We start from the raw sequence: 15,718 nt of genomic DNA, 5'->3' as shown, positions 1-15,718 counted from the left end.
ACCCCGACCTCGTCGCGTGGGTGACGGTGGTGGTGGGGAGTCGGCGGTGTCGGTGCCGGCTGCCATTCTGCCGACATGGTGACCATCGACTCGAAGCGTGAGCTGCGTGACCAGTACTCCGCGACGACGACGCCGACGCTCGTCCAGGTGCCGCCGCGCCCCCACCTGATGGTGGACGGCGCGGGCGACCCGAACCTGGTGCCCGCCTATCGCGAGGCCGTCGAGACGCTGTACCCGCTCGCGTACGCCCTGCGAGCTGCGGTGAAGGAGGCGACCGGTGACGCCTACACCGTGATGCCGCTCGAGGGGCTGTGGTGGGCCGACGACATGAGCCGGTTCAGCGTCGATGCCAAGGACGAGTGGCGGTGGACGATGATGATCAGCCTTCCCGCCGTCGTCACCCAGGTGGAGGCGGAGGACGTCGTCGCCCGCGCGGCGCGCGCCAAGGACCTGCCCGCCGGCGACCGCGTGCGGCTCGAGCCCTTCGGAGACGGCCTGGCGGCCCAGGTGCTGCACGTCGGGCCGTTCGCCACCGAGCCGCCGACCATCGACGGGCTGCACGCCTTCGTCGCCGCGCAGGGGCTGGCGCTGAGCGGGCGGCACCACGAGATCTACCTGTCCGACCCGCGCCGGGCCGCTCCGGAGAAGATGCGGACCATCATCCGCCAGCCCGTCGCGCCGGCCTGAGCGCGAGATCGAGGTACCCGTCGCGAGGTCGACCTACTGAAGGTCGATCTCACGACGGATACCTCGATCTCGGCGAACGGGTGCGGAGCGCAGCCCGGATGCGGGCCGCCAGCGCCTCCGCTTGGTGCAGGTCGTCCCACGTGACCCGCACGACCAGCCAGCCCGCCTCCTCCAGCGCGTCCTGCCGGAGCTTCTCCGCGAAGACACGACCCGCAGGGTCGCCGTAGTCGCCGCCCGAGTACTTCACCGCGCCGTCGAACTCGAGGGCGACCTTGCGCTCGGGCCAGGCGAGGTCGAGCCAGACGTCGCCGCGTCGCGTCATCGTGCGGTGGCCCGCCTCGGGCGTCGGCAGCCCGGCGTCGTGCACCACCCAGCGCAGCAACGACTCGCCCGGCGACTCGGATCGAGGATCGGCCAGGTCGACGACCTCTCGGGCCCTGCGCACCCCGCGTCTCCCGGCCGATTCGTCCAGGATCGCGCACAGCACGTCGAGGTCGGCACCCCCGCGCAGGGCCGAGTCGGTGACGACCAGCCCCTGGTCGGGTGGCAAGGTTCGCGCGCAGTCCACCACCGTGCGCTCCAGCGTCGTGGCGGGGAGGCCGTCGATCGTCGTCCGGTCGCGCGGCGGCAGCGCCGTCCAGTGGCGGCGAAGGCCGCGTTCCCGGGACTGCTCCGCGTTGGGGGCCCGCAGCTGCGTCACGTGCACGGCGTCGGAGAGACGCCACGTCCAGCACCCGTGCAGCACCGCCGCGGTGGTGTGCGAGTACCAGTAGGCGGTGGTGAGCCGTAGCTGCACGGCGCGGACGCGTCGGAGCACCTCGGCCCGCCTGGCCCGCGCCGGACCGTCCTCGTCGACAGGGGCCAGATAGACGCCCTTGCGTACGCGCTGGAGGTCCCCGGTCGCCGTCCGCCGTGCGATCTCGGCTCGTCGGCTCTCGCTGAACCGGGTGGCAGGGGGCACTGTCGGGGCGTCGAGGTCCCGGCGGTCGCCCGGCCGCGGTGCGTGCGTCGTCATGCCGGGATGCTGGCAGAACGCCTCGCCGCATCGCTGGGGCCCTGTGGACAACTCGCGAGATACCTCGATCTCGCGGGGCTACTCGTGCTGCCAGCTCTGCCAGAGCTTCGCGTAGTCGCCCCCGGCGGCCACCAGCTCGTCGTGCGGGCCGATCTCGGTGATCCGCCCGCCGTCGACGACGGCCACGCGGTCGGCGTCGTGCGCGGTGTGCAACCGGTGCGCGATGGCGACCACCGTGCGCCCGGTGAGCACGGCGCCCAGCGACCGCTCCAGGTGCCGGGCCGCGCGGGGGTCGAGCAGAGACGTCGCCTCGTCGAGGACGAGGGTGTGCGGGTCGAGCAGCACGAGCCGCGCGAGCGCCACCTGCTGCGCCTGCGCGGGCGTCAGCGTGTGCCCACCCGAGCCGACCTCGGTGGCCAACCGATCGGGGAGCGCCCCGACCCACCCGGTGGCGTCGACGGCGTCCAGCGCGTTCCACAGCGCCTCGTCGGAGGCGGACGTGTCGGCCAGCCGGAGGTTCTCCGCCAGCGTCCCGACGAACACGTGGTGCTCCTGGGTGACCAGCGCGACGTGCGTGCGCAGGTCCTCCAGCGGCAGCTCGACCAGGGGGACACCACCCACGGTGACCGACCCGCCGGTGGGCGGATGGATGCCGGCCAGCATGCGGCCGAGCGTCGACTTGCCCGCCCCGGACGGCCCGACGACGGCAAGCCGCTCGCCGGGCGCGAGGTCGAGGTCGATGCCGTGCAGCACGTCGTGCCCCGCGCGGTAGGCGTACCGCACGGTGTGGGCACGCACCTCCTCCGACGCCGGGACGGCGGTACCGGTGACGCGGTCCGGGCCTACCAGCCCGACGCCGACGACCCGGGCCAGCGCGACCGCGGCGACCTGCATCTCGTCCAGCCAGAAGACGAGATCGAACACCGTCCCGCCCATCTGGTACCCGTACATCGCGATGGTCGTCACGGCGCCGATGCTCACCGTGCCCTGCGACGCGAGCCAGCCGCCCCACAGCACGACGACGATCGGCGCGACCGCGACAGCGGCGTCGAGCGACGGGATGAGCCGCAGCCGGAGGCCGAGCGTGTACGCCTCGGCGTCGAACGCCTCGCGCAGGTCGCGGTCGACGCGGCGGCGGACCCGGGCGCCCAGGTGCAGGGCGTCCGTCGTGCGGGCGCCCTCGACGGCCTCCGTGATGGAGCCGTTGATCGCGGCGTAGGCGGCGGACTCGCGCAGGTAGCCGGGGGTGGCCCGCCGCAGGTACCAGCGGGTCGCGACGACGATCAGCGGCACCCCGGTGACGAGCCCGAGCGCGACGAGCGGGGAGGTGAGGAACGACGCCACCAGCGTCAGCGTGATGGTCACGACGCACACGAGCACCCGTGGGACGCCGAAGCGGACCGCGTGCTGCAGCTTGTTCACGTCGTTCGTGGTGCGGGCCACGAGGTCGCCCGTGCCGGCCTTCTCCACGGTGGACAGCGGCAGCCGGGTGACGGCGTCCATGAACTCCTCGCGGAGCTCGGCGAACACCCGCTCGCCGAACACCATGGACAGCCGCTGCGCGTACCGCGTCACGACTGCCTGCGCGACGACGGCGCCCAGCAGGATCAGCGCGAGCTGGTCGACGGCGCCGATCGTGGTGCCGCCCGCCACCTCGTCGATGATGCGGCCGAGCACGAACGGCCCGACCAGGCCCGCCAGGGCCGCGAGCGTGTGCAGCGTCGCGACGCCGCCGAGCTGGCCGCGGTGGCGGCGGAAGAGCCGGCCCACCGTGCGGTTGACCTCGGGGCGCCCGGCGATCGGCAGCTGGTTCGACGGCGTGCTCATCGTGCGGCCCCTTCCATGCTCTCGTCGGGTGCGGCGTCGTCCTCGGCCATGCTGCGGCCCACGACGTCCCGGTACGCGGCGCCGTCGGCGTCGGTGCGCCGGAGCAGCGCGGCGTGCGTGCTGGAGGTCGCGACGCGGCCGTCGCCGTCGAGCAGCACGACCTCGTCGAGGTGGTCGAGCACGAGCGGGCTGGCCGTGACGACGAGCGTCGTGCGGCCGCGGCGCGCGAGGGACACCCGCTCGGCGATGCGGGCCTCGGTGTGGGCGTCGACCGCGCTGGTCGGCTCGACCAGCACGAGGATCTCCGGCTCGGTGAGCAGCGCGCGGGCGAGCGCGAGCCGCTGCCGCTGGCCGCCCGAGAGCGACCGGCCCTTCTCGGGCAGCTCGCCGCTCAGGCCGCCGGGCACGCTGTCGAGGACGTCCTGCGCGTCGGCGGTGAGCATCGCGGCGAGCAGCTCCGCCTCGGTGGCGCGGCCGCGGGCGTCGAGCTCGGTGCCCAGCACGCCCGAGAAGAGGTGCGGCGTCGCCTCCGAGACGACGACCCGACGACGCAGCTCCTCCTTGTCGAGGTCGGCGAGCAGCACGCCGCCGAGGCGCACCGGCGTGCCGGCCTCGGCGTCGTCGTCGAGCCTGCCGAGGCGGGTCGCGACGGCGGCCGAGACGTCGGGGTCGGCGCACACCAGTCCCACGACCCGGCCCGGGCGCAGCACGAGCCCGCTGGTCTCGTCGACCAGCTCGGCCTCCGCGGGCGGCGCGGGCACCGGGACGGCCGGCGACGGCGTCGCCTCGGTGACGCGCAGCACGTCGAGGACCTTGCGGGACGAGATCACCGCGCGGATCACCATCTGCAGCATCTGCGTGGCCATCTGCACGGGCCACGCGAGGAACGCCGCGTAGCCGTAGAAGGTCACCATCTGCCCGGCGGTGATCTCGCCGCGCACGGTCGCCCGGGCGCCGAGCCACAGCACGAGCGCGGCCAGCAGGCCGGGGAGCAGCACCTGCAAACCGTCCAGGACGGACTGCAGCCCCGCGACCCGCACGCCCTGGCGCCTCACCTCCTGCGACTGGCGCGCGTACCGCCCGGCGAAGACCTCCTCGCCGCCGATGCCGCGCAGGATGCGCAGACCCGAGACGGTGTCCGAGCCGAGCGAGGTCAGGCGGCCGGTCGCCTCCCGCTGCGTGAGCTGACGCGACTGCAGGGGCTTGACCAGCAGCCCGAGCGCCGCCGCCACGACGGGCACGCCGAGCGCCAGCACGAGGCCGAGCTGCACGTGCTGGGACAGCATGACGACGACGACGGCGACGTACGCGAGCACGGCGCCGGTGAAGCGGCCGGCCATGGAGAACATGTCGCCCACGCGCAGCGCGTCGTTCGCGACCGCGGCCACGACCTCGCCGGTGGGCAGCTTGCGGGTCAGGGCGTGCCCCGCACGGGAGGACTTGTGGCCGATGAGCTGAGAGAAGGCGAGCGACGCGCGCACCCAGTTCTCGACGTCCCAGACGTGGTTGTAGACGCCGCCGCCGACGATCACCGCCGCCGCGAGCAGCATCGCGCCGCACCAGGCGAAGAGCTCGGGACCGAAGCCGTGGCTCAGCCCGTCGTCGATCGCGCGCCCGAGGAGCAGCGGCGACGCGGCCTGGGCGAGCATCACGACCACGCCCACCACCAGCGACTTCGCCAGCACGTCGCGCTGACGCCAGGCCTGCCAGGCCAGGAGCCGGGCGGGCGACGTCAGCGGAGGGGTGCCCGGGTCGGGCGGGGGGAGGGGGCGCACGGTCGTCAAGCCTAGGCACGCCTACCGACACCGGGCACCGGATTTTTCTCACTACGATGCCAAGGTGACCACGCCACAGCAGAACCCCGTGCCGGCCGAGGGCCAGGCCACCTCCGAGCAGGCCGCCACCGCGATCCGCAAGGCCCGCGGAGCGATGTCGCGCTACCGCTTCATGGCGATCCTCACCGGTGTGATGCTGCTGATCCTGTGCCTGGAGCTCTTCTTCAAGTACGTCGTCGAGGTGCAGCCGGTCATCGACTACCTGGGCTGGGTCCCGTACGCGCACGGCTGGATCTACGTCGTGTACCTCGTCACCGTGTTCGACCTGTGGTCCAAGATGCGCTGGCGCTTCGGCCGCCTCGCCACCATGGTCTTCGCGGGCGTGGTCCCCGTCATGTCGTTCGTCCTGGAGAAGCGCGTGCACGCCGACGCCGAGGCCAAGCTCCGCGCGCTGGAGCAGCGGTACGCGGCATGACGACCGACGGCCCGGCCCTCGCCCCCCTCGTCGCTCCGGGCGCCGAGCTCGACGCCGCGCGCCTGGCCCGGTACGCCCGGCACCTGCCGCTGCCGGGCGTCGGCGTCGAGGGACAGCGGCGGCTGGGTGCGGCGCGCGTCCTCGTCGTCGGGGCGGGCGGGCTCGGCAGCCCCGCGCTGCAGTATCTCGCGGCCGCGGGGGTCGGCACCCTCGGCGTCGTGGACGACGACGTCGTCGACGTCACCAACCTGCAGCGCCAGGTGGTGCACGGCACCGCGGACCTCGGCCGGCCCAAGGTGGAGTCCGCCCGGGACCGGCTCGCGGACCTGGCTCCCGACGTGCACGTCGTGCCGCACCCGGTGCGGCTCACCCCCGAGAACGTGCTCGACGTCGTGGGCGGGTACGACGTCGTGCTGGACGGCGCGGACAACTTTCCCACGCGCTACCTCGTCTCCGACGCGGCGGAGATCCTCGGCGTCCCGGTCGTGTGGGGCGCCATCCACCAGTTCGACGGCCAGGTGAGCGTCTTCTGGGGCGCGCCGCGGCTGGCCGACGGCTCCCGGGAGCGCGGCGCCACCTACCGCGACGTCTTCCCGGTGCCCCCGCCCGCGGGCACCGTGCCCGACTGCGCGACGGGCGGCGTGCTCGGTGCCCTGTGCGGCACCGTCGGGTCGGTCATGGCCACCGAGGCGATCAAGCTGATCACCGGCGCGGGCACCACCTTGCTGGGCCGCATCGCCGTCTACGACGCCCTCGACCTCACGTGGCGCCAGCTCACCGTGCGCCCGGACCCGACGCGGGAGCCGGTCGTCGCCCTGCTGCCGGACGACGCCGCGTACGCCGCGTTCTGCGGGCTGCCCGTGCCGTCGTCGTCGGGGCTGGGCCCCGCAGCGGTGTCCGCCCGGGACGCCGCCGACCTGCTCGCCGGCGACCCCACGGTCGCGCTGGTCGACGTGCGGGAGGAGTGGGAGGCGCGGCTGCTCCCGCTGGCCGGGTCGCACCTGGTGCCGAGCGGCGTGTTCCTGGGGCCGGACGGCGCGGACGCCGCGCGGGCCGAGCTGCCCGCGGACCGGCCCGTGCTCCTGGTGTGCGCCGCGGGCGCGCGGTCGGCCCGCGTGGCGGACGTGGTGCGGGCCGTCGGCATCGACGCGCGCTCCGTGGACGGCGGAGCGCCTGCCCTCATCGCCGCGAGATAGAGACCCGGGACCGACGAGATAGAGACCCCCGGCCGACGAGATAGCTCTTCGCACTATCTCGTCGGTCGGGGGTCTCTATCTCGGCCCGGTGCCCTCTCTATCTCGCGCCCTGGTGCTCTCTATCTCGGCGAGGGTGCTCCCTGTCTCGGCGGGGAGGGCGGGTCAGAGGGCGAGGTCGAGACGCCCGTCGGGCGAGGAGCTCGCCAGTGCGCCCTCGCGCCGCGGGATGCGTCCCGCCCCGGCGGCGAGGTGCCCGGAGGCGACGGCGAGACGCATCGCGTGGGCCATGCGCACCGGGTCGGCGGCTCGGGTGACGGCGGTGGCGAGCAGCACGCCGTCGCAGCCCAGCTCCATCGCGAGGGCGGCGTCGGACGCCGTGCCGACGCCCGCGTCCAGGATCACCGGCACGGCGGCGGCGGCGGCGATCGCCTCGATGTTGCGCGGGTTGAGCACGCCCAGCCCGGTGCCGATCGGGGCTCCGAGGGGCATGACGGCGGCGCAGCCCACGTCCTCGAGCCGGCGGGCGAGGATCGGGTCGTCGTTGGTGTACGGCAGCACGACGAACCCGTCGCGCACGAGCTGGTCGGCCGCCTCGACGAGGCCGAGCGGGTCGGGCAGGAGCGTGACGTCGTCGGCGATCACCTCGAGCTTGACCCAGTCGGTGCCGCACGCCTCGCGCGCGAGCTGGGCGGTGAGCACGGCCTCGGACGCCGAGAAGCAGCCCGCGGTGTTCGGCAGCGCGCGGATGCCGAGCCGCGCGAGCAGCCCCCAGATGCCGCCGTCGTCGGCTCCCGCGCCCCCCGGCCGGACGGCGACCCGGCGCATCGCCACGGTGGTGAGCCGGGTCCCGGAGGCGACCAGCGCGTCCTCGAGCGTCATGAGGTTGGCGGCGCCCCCGGTGCCCATGACGAGGCGGGAGCCGATCGTGACGCCCGCGACCACGAGCGGCTCGGCGGGCGTCTCGGCGTGCGTGGTGGACATGTTCCTCCTCAGCCGCCCTGGACGGCGGCGACGATCTCGACCCGGTCGCCGGGCGCGATCCGGGTGGCGGCCCACAGGCCGCGCGGGACGACGGCGTCGTTCACCGCGACGGCGATGCCCTGCACCGTCCCGTCGGCGACGAACGCGGGGACGAGCGTGGCGACGACCTGTTCGACGCCGTCGCCGTGCGGCCCGTCGAGCGGGTAGGTCTCGCCGTTCACGACGGCGGTCGGTGCGGTCGTCACGCGGGTGCTCCTTCGGGGGCGCGTCGGGTGGTGGTCGCGAAGCGCCGCGGGTCGGCGGCGCCGAGCAGGTCGGCGGGGGCGTCGGCGGGCAGGCGGAGGGGGACTCCACCGTCGGTGAGGGCCGCGAGGACGGCGTCCGCCGTGAGCGGGGCGAGCAGCACGCCGTTGCGCCCGTGCCCGGTGGCGGCGAGCAGCCCGGGCACGGCGGTGGCGCCGATCAGCGGCAGGTTGTCCGGGGTGGCGGGCCGGGCGCGGGGAGTGACGTCGACGAGCGCCGCCTCGTCGAGGCCGGGGACCAGGGCTCGGGCGTCGCGCAGCAGGGAGAAGACGCTGCCGGCCTCCGCCCGCCGGTCGTCGGGACGCTCGTCGCTCGTGGCGCCGACGACGACCTCCCGGTGCTCCGGCCCGCTGCCGGGCCCGGTCCCGGTGCCCGCCGGGCGCGGCACGACGTACACGGGCCGACCCTGCACGATGCCGCGCACCACGTGCTCGGGCGTGAGCCCGGGCCCGGCGTCGAGGCGCAGCGTCAGGCCCTTGACCGGACGCACCGGGAGGCGCACCCCGGGGACGCCGTCGAGCAGGGTGTCGTCCCGGGGCGTGCCGGTCGCCAGGACGACCGCGCCCGCCGTGTGACGCCCGCCCGCGTCGTCGTGCACCGCGACCACGCGGCCCGCGTGGTCCTGCTCCAGACGTACCGCGGCCCGGCGCACGAGGGCGCCGCCGCCCGCACGACTGCCCGCTCGACCGTCCGCGTGAACGAGCGCACGGGTCAGCGCGGCGTGCACGGCGCGCGGGTCGACGGCGCGGTCGCCGTCGACCAGCGCGGCCCCGGCCAGCCGGGGGCCCAGGAACGGCTCGCGCCGCCGCGCCTCGGCGACCGGGACCTCGGCCGAGGCCAGGCCCCAGCGCCGGTGCAGGGCCAGCACGCGGCGCAGCACGGCGAGGTCGTCGCGGTCGTACGCGACGGCGAGGGTGCCGCGGCGCTGCAGCCCGACGTCCTGACCGCTCGCGGCGGCGAGGTCGGCGGCGAACGCCGGCCAGCGCGCGGCGGACGCGAGGTTAAGTCGGGTCAGGTGCTCCTCGCCGAAGTCCGCCTCGGTCACGGCGGCGAGCATGCCGGCCGCGGCGTGCGTCGCGCCGTCGCCGGGCGACGGGTCGAGCACGGTGACGGTCAGCCCGGCGCGTGCGGCACGCCAAGCGACCGACAGGCCGACGATCCCGCCGCCGACCACGACGACGTCGCGGGCCGGCAGCTCCCGCTGCTCGGGCACGTGCATGATGTGCTCCCTTCGCTGGCATGACCCAGATCAGGTTCGACGGTCGGCGTCCCTCGCCCTCTCAGCCCCGGTGTGGGCTCCCGTGCTGCGGTCACCCTACGCCGCCGATGACCGAGCGGGTGGGTACGCTCCGGCAGGTGAGCACCCCTGGCCCCGACCCGCGCGCCCGGCTCGCCGCCGCGCGCCTGTACCTGTGCACCGACGCCCGCGAGGAGCGCGGCGACCTGGCGGACTTCCTGCACGCGGCGCTCGCGGGCGGCGTCGACGTCGTCCAACTCCGCGACAAGACGCTCGACGTGGCCCGCGAGCTCGAGCTGCAGGACCTCGTCGCGCGCGTCGCCGACGAGCACGGCGCGCTGTGGGCGGTCAACGACCGGGCCGACGTCGCGAGCCTGGTCGGCGCGCCCGCGGTGCACATGGGCCAGGGCGACCTGCCCGTGGCCGCGGTGCGCTCGCTGCTGGGCACGGACCCGGTGCTGGGCCGCTCGACGCACTCCGCCGCGCAGGCGGCCGCCGCCGAGGCGGACCCGGACGTCGACTACTTCTGCGTCGGCCCGCTGTGGGCGACGCCCACCAAGCCCGGGCGGGCTGCGGTCGGCCTCGACCTGCTCCGCGAGGTCGCCGCGAGCCGGCCCGCCACCCCGTGGTTCGCCATCGGCGGCGTCGACGGCGGGCGCCTGGACGAGGTGCTCGCCGCCGGGGCGACGCGCGTGGTCGTGGTGCGGGCCATCACGCAGGCCGCGGACCCGCAGCGGGCGGCGCGGGAGCTGCGCGAACGGCTGGGCTGAGTCCGTGCGGCGGCCGCCAGGTCGCCGGCTGGGCGCCGACGAGCTGCCGCCGAGTTGCCTGAGCTGCCGCCGAACTGCGACCGGATCGCTGTGCGGTCGCCGCCTGAGACGGGCAGTCCTCCCCATGTGCGCAGGCTGTGCGCCGTCGGTGGGGTGTGCCACGCTGGGGCCGGCCCGTGCACCGGGCCGTCACGCCCGTTCCCAGATCCCGGAGACCCCATGACGTCCACGTGGACCACGCGCGCCCGTAGCGCCGCCGCTATCGCCCTCGCGGGCACGCTCCTCCTCGCCGGCTGCACCGGCGGCGGCGAGGACACCGCCGACGACGGCGGGAAGGGCAGCGGCACCTCCACGAACCAGGCCGGCGGTGGCGCGGCCGACCCCGGCACGGCGTCGGTCGCGGACCAGGTCATGGGCGAGCAGACGATGGCCACGCCGCACGGCAGCGGGGACTCCTGGGGCGGCGAGGTCACCGTCACCCTGCGCTCCGTGGAGGTGGGCAGCGAGAACATGACCGTGCGCTGGGCGCTGCGCTGGGACGACGACGAGGCCCCGGCCGACGCCGGGGCCAGCTACTACGACCTGGGCGTCGTCCCCGCGACGACCGTCACCGACCGCAGCGCGCTGAAGGCCTACAAGCCGTACTGCACGGACGGCGCCTGGCAGCCGGACACGGCGAGCGCCGGCGACGCGGGCCTGGAGCGGCTGAAGTGCTCCAAGTCGATGCTGGTCTCGCCGCTCGAGAACATCGGCTTCCAGTTCCCCAACCACGGCACGATCGAGGCCTGGGCGATCCTGCCGGCGCCGGAGGGCGAGCCCGCCACGGTCGACGTCGCGCCGGGGGAGGGCCTGCCGCTGTTCACCGACGCCACGGTGACCTACCTCGACGGGGCCCAGAAGTGACGGTGCGTCGTCACCGGGGCGCGGCCGCCGTCGCCGTCGCCGTCCTCCTCGTCGCCGGTGCCGCCGGTCCTGCAGGGGCGGCAGGCGCGGCCGGACCTGTCGTGAGCGGGGCGGACCCGAGCGTGACGTCGTCGCCGGGCGACCGGACGCCGGACCCGACGCTCGTCGAGGACGCGGCGGAGGACCTCGCCGCCGACCGCGCACGCATCGAGGACACGACGATCACGGACACCATGCGCGCGGCCGCCGTCATCGACCTCGCCGCCGACGACGCGACGCACGACCTGCGTACCGACGACTCGACGTTCGTGCTGCGTGCCGAGGACTCCACCACGGTGCTCGAGACCGAGCGCCAGGAGGAGGACGACACGGTCGTGACGCTCACCTCCGACCTGCTGTTCGACTTCGGCGAGGCGACCCTGACTGCTGAGGCGGAGGCCGCCGTCGCCGACCTCGCCGGGGACGTCCCGCAGGACGCGACGGTCCGGGTGGACGGGCACACGGACGCGATCGGCTCGGACGCCCGCAACCTCACCCTGTCGAAGAAGCGCGCGCACGCCGTCGCCGACGTGCTGTCGGACGCGCGCCCCGACCTCACGCTCGAGGTCGAGGGTCACGGCGAGTCCGACCCCGTCGCGGCGAACGAGGTGGAGGGCGACGACAACCCTGCCGGACGAGCCCTCAACCGGCGCGTCGAGGTGACCTACCCCACCGGGTAGCGGGCCTCGGGGCGCGAAAGGGCGGCAGGGCGCGGCGGCTAGGATGTGCCGGTGACGTCCCCCGCCACCACCCAGCCCCGCCCGGTTCTCGTCGTCGACTTCGGCGCGCAGTACGCGCAGCTCATCGCGCGCCGCGTGCGCGAGGCCAAGGTCTACTCCGAGATCGTGCCGCACACGTTCACGACCGAGCAGATGCTCGCGAAGAACCCGGCCGCGATCATCCTGTCCGGGGGGCCGTCGTCGGTGTACGCCGCGGGCGCCCCGTTCGTGGACCCGGCGCTGTTCGAGGCGGGCGTGCCCGTGCTCGGCATCTGCTACGGCTTCCAGGCGATGGCCCGCGCGCTCGGCGGCACGGTCGCGCAGACCGGCTCGCGCGAGTACGGCGGCACCGAGGTGGAGGTCTGCTCGGCCGGCGTGCTGCTCGCGGGCACGCCCGCGAACCAGACCACCTGGATGAGCCACGGCGACGCCGTGCACGCGGCACCCGAGGGCTTCGAGGTGCTCGCGACGTCCTCCGGCTCGCCGGTCGCCGCCTTCGAGGACTCCGGCCGTCGCCTCTACGGCGTGCAGTGGCACCCCGAGGTCAAGCACTCCGCGCACGGGCAGACGGTGCTGGAGCACTTCCTGTACGAGGGCGCGGGGCTCGCGCCCGACTGGACCGCCGGCAACGTCATCGCCGACCAGGTCGCCGCGATCCGTGCCCAGATCGGCGACGCGCGCGTCATCTGCGCCCTGTCCGGTGGCGTCGACTCCGCCGTGGCCGCCGCCCTCGTCCAGAAGGCCGTCGGCGACCAGCTCACCTGCGTGCACGTCGACCACGGCCTGATGCGCGCCGGCGAGGTCGAGCAGATCGAGAACGACTTCGTCGCCTCCACTGGCGTGCGCCTGATCGTGCGCGACGAGAAGGAGCGCTTCCTGACGGCGCTCGCGGGCGTCAGCGACCCGGAGACCAAGCGCAAGATCATCGGGCGCGAGTTCATCCGTGTCTTCGAGGACGCCCAGCGCGACATCGTCGCCGAGGCCGGCGCGCACGGCGAAGAGGTCCGCTTCCTCGTGCAGGGCACCCTGTACCCCGACGTCGTCGAGTCCGGCGGCGGCGAGGGCGCTGCCAACATCAAGAGCCACCACAACGTGGGCGGCCTGCCCGACGACCTCACGTTCGAGCTCGTCGAACCCCTGCGCACCCTGTTCAAGGACGAGGTCCGCGCCGTGGGCCGCGAGCTGGGCGTGCCGGAGGAGATCGTCTCGCGCCAGCCGTTCCCCGGCCCGGGCCTCGGCATCCGGATCGTCGGCGAGGTCACCGCCGAGCGCCTGGAGACCCTCCGCAAGGCCGACGCCATCGCCCGCGAGGAGCTGACGAAGGCCGGCCTCGACGGTGAGATCTGGCAGTGCCCGGTGGTGCTGCTCGCCGACGTCCGCTCCGTCGGGGTCCAGGGCGACGGCCGCACCTACGGGCACCCCGTCGTGCTGCGGCCGGTCTCCTCCGAGGACGCCATGACCGCCGACTGGACGCGCCTGCCCTACGACGTGCTGTCGGTGATCTCCACCCGTATCACCAACGAGGTCTCCGAGGTCAACCGCGTGGTGCTCGACGTGACGAGCAAGCCGCCGGGCACGATCGAGTGGGAGTGAGTCTGGGGTTCTCGGGTGGGACGGGGCGTCGTTCGTTCGAATGAATCGCTCGTTCCTCGCTCGGCTCTCACGAACGACGCCCCGTCCCACCCTGCCTCGTGGGTGAGGTGGGACTCGCTCAGCGCTGGGTGAGGGTTGCCGCGCGGCGGTAGGCGGCCTCGGTGTCCGCGAGGACGCGCGGCCAGGACGTCGCGAGGTCTGCCGTCCGGTTGTGGGCGATGATCGCGTCGAGCAGGTCCGGCTGCCGGGCGAGGCGGACGAGGGCGTCGGCCATCGCGTCGTCGTCGTCCACCAGCAGGGCGTCACGGCCGTCGACCAGCCGCTCCGCGACCCCGGACTGTGACCGGCTGACGACGGCGAGCCCGGCCGCCTGCGCCTCCAGCGCTGCGATGCCGAACGCGTCCTGGACGGCGGGCGCGACGAACACGTCGGCCCGCACGTAGAGGCGCTTGAGCTCCGTCGGGCTCAGCCGGCCGACCAGGCGGACGACGTCGGACAGCCCCTTGTCGCGCACCCACGCCCGGGCCTCGGCGAGCTGGGGTCCGTCACCGCCGATCGTCGCGACCAGGGCGCCGGGGGCGCGCCCGGCCGCGGCCGCGATCGCCTCGAGCATCGGCAGCACCCGCTTGCGGGGGGCGAACCGGGTGGCCGACACGACGTGCACCTCGTGGCCTTCCGCCCGGTCGCCGCGCTCCGTGCGCGGCAGGCGCCAGGCGTCGACGTCGATGCCGTTGCCGAGCACGGACACCCGGGCGTCGGCCTCGGCGGCACCGAGCCGGCGCCCCACGATCCGGCGCAGCGGCGCCGCGGTCAGCTCGCTCACCGCGGACCACTGCACCGGCCAGGCCGACCAGCGTGCGGCGCCGTCGAGCGCGGCGAACGCGCGCTCCCAGCCGTCCCAGACCGAGTGGACGGTGAGCAGGGCGGGGAGCCCCAGGCGGGTGACCGGCCGCAGGGCTGCCTGTGTCGTCGGCGCGAGGACGCCCATGTGCAGGTGGACGACGTCGGGGCGTCGGCCCTCGGCGTCGGCGGCGCGCAGCCGGCCCCGGACGTGGCGGGTGGAGCGGGGGTGGACCGGGTAGCCGCCAGGGACCCGCGCGGCGACGCGGTGCACGGTGACGCCGTCGTCGCCGCGGCCGGTCGTGATGCCGTGCGCGCCGGGCCGGGCGGGCGTCGTCGTGATCACCTCGACGTCGTGACCGGCGTCCGCCTGCCGGCGGGCGAGCCGGGCGACCTGTGTCTCGATGCCGCCGAGCAGGGGCAGGTAGGAGTCCGACACGTGGGTGATGCGCACCGGGACATCCTTCCACCTGCGGGCCAGGTATCCGCAGCCTGCACGTTCGCCGCGACTCGCCGTAGCGATCGGACTACCGTGAGCCTCAGAAGTGCCTGGTCCGCTCGTCCCGCGTCCACGGAAGGTGCCTCCCATGTCAAGCACGGTCACGATCCAGCCCACCAGGGGCGTCCGAGGGATCGGTCTGTTCTCCATCATCGCCGGGATCGTGCTGATCATCGCGGGGGTCGTGGTCTGGGCCGTCGTGGCCATGACCCTCTCCAACGAGAACATCACGGTGGCGGACGACTCCACACTCCTGGGCGGGATGTTCGCGGGCCAGTCCGTCACCGGCCCGCTGACCGCCTACGCGCAGGCCGACGTCATCGACATGCACGCCAAGGAGATGGCGGGCGGCCAGACGTACGCGGAGCTGCCGCAGGACGACCCGCTCCGCGCGAGCGTCATGAACGCGTCGTTCCTGCGGGCGTCCCTGTTCACGTCGGTCGTCGCGTTCGGGGTGTGTGCTCTGGTCGTCGGCATCGGCCTCCTGTTCATCCTGGTCGGCGTGGCCCTGCGCAAGCTGGCCGGGGGGCCGCAGGTCTCGGTCGAAGGGCCGGGACTGAGCTCGCAGGGCGACCTCTCGACCGCCCCGCGTCATGCCGACACCACCGCGACGCCGAACGGCCCCGCCGAGCCGACCCCGCCGCCGCCCTCGCGGACGTCGTACCGCACGGCGGAAGCGCCGGCACCGGAGACGCGGACGCCAAGCACGACGGCGATGCCGGCCCGGACGACGGACACGCCCACGACACGGACCCCGGCACCGGAGCAGCCGACGCAGGCGGACCCCGACGCCTCGGCGCCGGGGTCCACGCGCAGCCCGGAGACCGGGCCGACGGCCTGAGGGGAGTCAGGTCGCCGA

At 74.8% G+C, this 15,718-nt stretch carries 15 protein-coding genes and 1 riboswitch; of the genes, 8 read left to right on the top strand and 7 right to left on the bottom strand.

Features of this window, described 5'->3' with window-relative positions:
* Positions 1 to 75: 75 nt before the first annotated feature.
* Positions 76 to 687, top strand: a complete 612-nt coding sequence (locus LEP48_RS04400; RefSeq protein ID WP_225564365.1) for a GyrI-like domain-containing protein — start codon at positions 76 to 78, stop codon at positions 685 to 687.
* Positions 688 to 736: 49 nt separating this feature from the next.
* Here LEP48_RS04400 and LEP48_RS04395 read toward each other — a convergent pair whose 3' ends face one another.
* The 3 genes from LEP48_RS04395 to LEP48_RS04385 form a co-directional block, all read right to left on the bottom strand.
* On the bottom strand, positions 737 to 1,702 hold the full coding sequence (locus LEP48_RS04395) for a hypothetical protein (RefSeq protein WP_225564364.1): 966 nt from the start codon (positions 1,700 to 1,702) through the stop codon (positions 737 to 739).
* Between the two features lie 78 nt (positions 1,703 to 1,780).
* Positions 1,781 to 3,529, bottom strand: a complete 1,749-nt coding sequence (locus tag LEP48_RS04390) for an ABC transporter ATP-binding protein (RefSeq protein ID WP_225564363.1) — start codon at positions 3,527 to 3,529, stop codon at positions 1,781 to 1,783.
* A complete protein-coding gene (locus LEP48_RS04385) occupies positions 3,526 to 5,304 on the bottom strand; it encodes an ABC transporter ATP-binding protein (protein ID WP_225564362.1) in 1,779 nt (592 codons plus the stop codon). The genes LEP48_RS04390 and LEP48_RS04385 overlap by 4 nt, the downstream gene beginning before the upstream one ends.
* Positions 5,305 to 5,368: 64 nt before the next feature.
* Between LEP48_RS04385 and LEP48_RS04380 the strand changes: the two genes are divergently transcribed.
* Positions 5,369 to 5,779: a DUF3817 domain-containing protein gene (locus LEP48_RS04380; RefSeq protein WP_225564361.1), complete on the top strand. Its 411-nt coding sequence runs from the start codon at positions 5,369 to 5,371 to the stop codon at positions 5,777 to 5,779.
* On the top strand, positions 5,776 to 6,975 hold the full coding sequence (locus tag LEP48_RS04375; protein ID WP_225564360.1) for a ThiF family adenylyltransferase: 1,200 nt from the start codon (positions 5,776 to 5,778) through the stop codon (positions 6,973 to 6,975). The genes LEP48_RS04380 and LEP48_RS04375 overlap by 4 nt, the downstream gene beginning before the upstream one ends.
* A 162-nt stretch (positions 6,976 to 7,137) precedes the next feature.
* On the opposite strand, the gene LEP48_RS04370 is transcribed toward LEP48_RS04375, so the two are convergent.
* The 3 genes from LEP48_RS04370 to thiO all read right to left on the bottom strand — a co-directional run bounded on the left by LEP48_RS04370 (position 7,138) and on the right by thiO (position 9,478).
* Positions 7,138 to 7,956 (bottom strand): thiazole synthase, encoded by an 819-nt coding sequence (locus LEP48_RS04370; RefSeq protein WP_225564359.1) that lies wholly within the window; start codon positions 7,954 to 7,956, stop codon positions 7,138 to 7,140.
* 8 nt (positions 7,957 to 7,964) lie between these two features.
* Complete coding sequence (thiS, locus tag LEP48_RS04365; RefSeq protein WP_225564358.1) at positions 7,965 to 8,201, bottom strand: sulfur carrier protein ThiS; 237 nt, start codon at positions 8,199 to 8,201, stop codon at positions 7,965 to 7,967.
* A complete protein-coding gene (gene thiO, locus LEP48_RS04360) occupies positions 8,198 to 9,478 on the bottom strand; it encodes a glycine oxidase ThiO (protein WP_225564357.1) in 1,281 nt (426 codons plus the stop codon). The genes thiS and thiO overlap by 4 nt, the downstream gene beginning before the upstream one ends.
* A riboswitch (TPP riboswitch) is annotated at positions 9,469 to 9,572 on the bottom strand. (Overlaps the previous gene by 10 nt.)
* A 13-nt stretch (positions 9,573 to 9,585) precedes the next feature.
* Between thiO and thiE the strand changes: the two genes are divergently transcribed.
* The 4 genes from thiE (at position 9,586) to guaA (ending at position 13,520) form a co-directional block, all read left to right on the top strand.
* The gene (gene thiE, locus LEP48_RS04355; protein ID WP_422723794.1) at positions 9,586 to 10,266 is read left to right on the top strand and encodes a thiamine phosphate synthase; all 681 of its coding nucleotides are present in this window, start codon (positions 9,586 to 9,588) and stop codon (positions 10,264 to 10,266) included.
* Positions 10,267 to 10,485: 219 nt separating this feature from the next.
* Entirely contained in the window at positions 10,486 to 11,169 is a 684-nt protein-coding gene (locus LEP48_RS04350) for a hypothetical protein (protein ID WP_225564355.1), read from the top strand.
* 2 nt (positions 11,170 to 11,171) lie between these two features.
* Positions 11,172 to 11,888, top strand: a complete 717-nt coding sequence (locus LEP48_RS04345; protein ID WP_225564354.1) for an OmpA family protein — start codon at positions 11,172 to 11,174, stop codon at positions 11,886 to 11,888.
* 51 nt (positions 11,889 to 11,939) lie between these two features.
* A complete protein-coding gene (gene guaA, locus LEP48_RS04340) occupies positions 11,940 to 13,520 on the top strand; it encodes a glutamine-hydrolyzing GMP synthase (RefSeq protein WP_225564353.1) in 1,581 nt (526 codons plus the stop codon).
* Positions 13,521 to 13,638: 118 nt separating this feature from the next.
* Here the strand turns inward: guaA and LEP48_RS04335 are convergent, their stop codons facing one another.
* Positions 13,639 to 14,814 carry a glycosyltransferase family 4 protein gene (locus tag LEP48_RS04335; protein WP_225564352.1) on the bottom strand — a complete coding sequence of 392 codons (1,176 nt, stop codon included), beginning with the start codon at positions 14,812 to 14,814 and terminating at the stop codon, positions 13,639 to 13,641.
* Positions 14,815 to 14,947: 133 nt separating this feature from the next.
* Here LEP48_RS04335 and LEP48_RS04330 point away from each other — a divergent pair, with 133 nt between their 5' ends.
* A complete protein-coding gene (locus LEP48_RS04330; RefSeq protein ID WP_225564351.1) occupies positions 14,948 to 15,700 on the top strand; it encodes a hypothetical protein in 753 nt (250 codons plus the stop codon).
* Positions 15,701 to 15,718: the final 18 nt, after the last annotated feature.

This window comes from Isoptericola luteus (assembly GCF_020297055.1).
Taxonomy (GTDB): Bacteria; Actinomycetota; Actinomycetes; order Actinomycetales; family Cellulomonadaceae; genus Isoptericola; species Isoptericola luteus.
This window is presented reverse-complemented; position numbering and strand designations above follow the sequence as displayed.

What these genes read in the sequence shown, in the direction of transcription:
- LEP48_RS04400 (WP_225564365.1), top strand. Translation starts at nt 76, where the DNA reads ATGGTGACCATCGACTCGAAGCGTGAGCTGCGTGACCAGTACTCCGCG.
- LEP48_RS04395 (WP_225564364.1), bottom strand. Translation starts at nt 1,702, where the DNA reads ATGACGACGCACGCACCGCGGCCGGGCGACCGCCGGGACCTCGACGCC.
- LEP48_RS04390 (WP_225564363.1), bottom strand. Translation starts at nt 3,529, where the DNA reads ATGAGCACGCCGTCGAACCAGCTGCCGATCGCCGGGCGCCCCGAGGTC.
- LEP48_RS04375 (WP_225564360.1), top strand. Translation starts at nt 5,776, where the DNA reads ATGACGACCGACGGCCCGGCCCTCGCCCCCCTCGTCGCTCCGGGCGCC.
- LEP48_RS04370 (WP_225564359.1), bottom strand. Translation starts at nt 7,956, where the DNA reads ATGTCCACCACGCACGCCGAGACGCCCGCCGAGCCGCTCGTGGTCGCG.
- thiO (WP_225564357.1), bottom strand. Translation starts at nt 9,478, where the DNA reads ATGCACGTGCCCGAGCAGCGGGAGCTGCCGGCCCGCGACGTCGTCGTG.
- thiE (WP_422723794.1), top strand. Translation starts at nt 9,586, where the DNA reads ATGACCGAGCGGGTGGGTACGCTCCGGCAGGTGAGCACCCCTGGCCCC.
- LEP48_RS04350 (WP_225564355.1), top strand. Translation starts at nt 10,486, where the DNA reads ATGACGTCCACGTGGACCACGCGCGCCCGTAGCGCCGCCGCTATCGCC.
- LEP48_RS04330 (WP_225564351.1), top strand. Translation starts at nt 14,948, where the DNA reads ATGTCAAGCACGGTCACGATCCAGCCCACCAGGGGCGTCCGAGGGATC.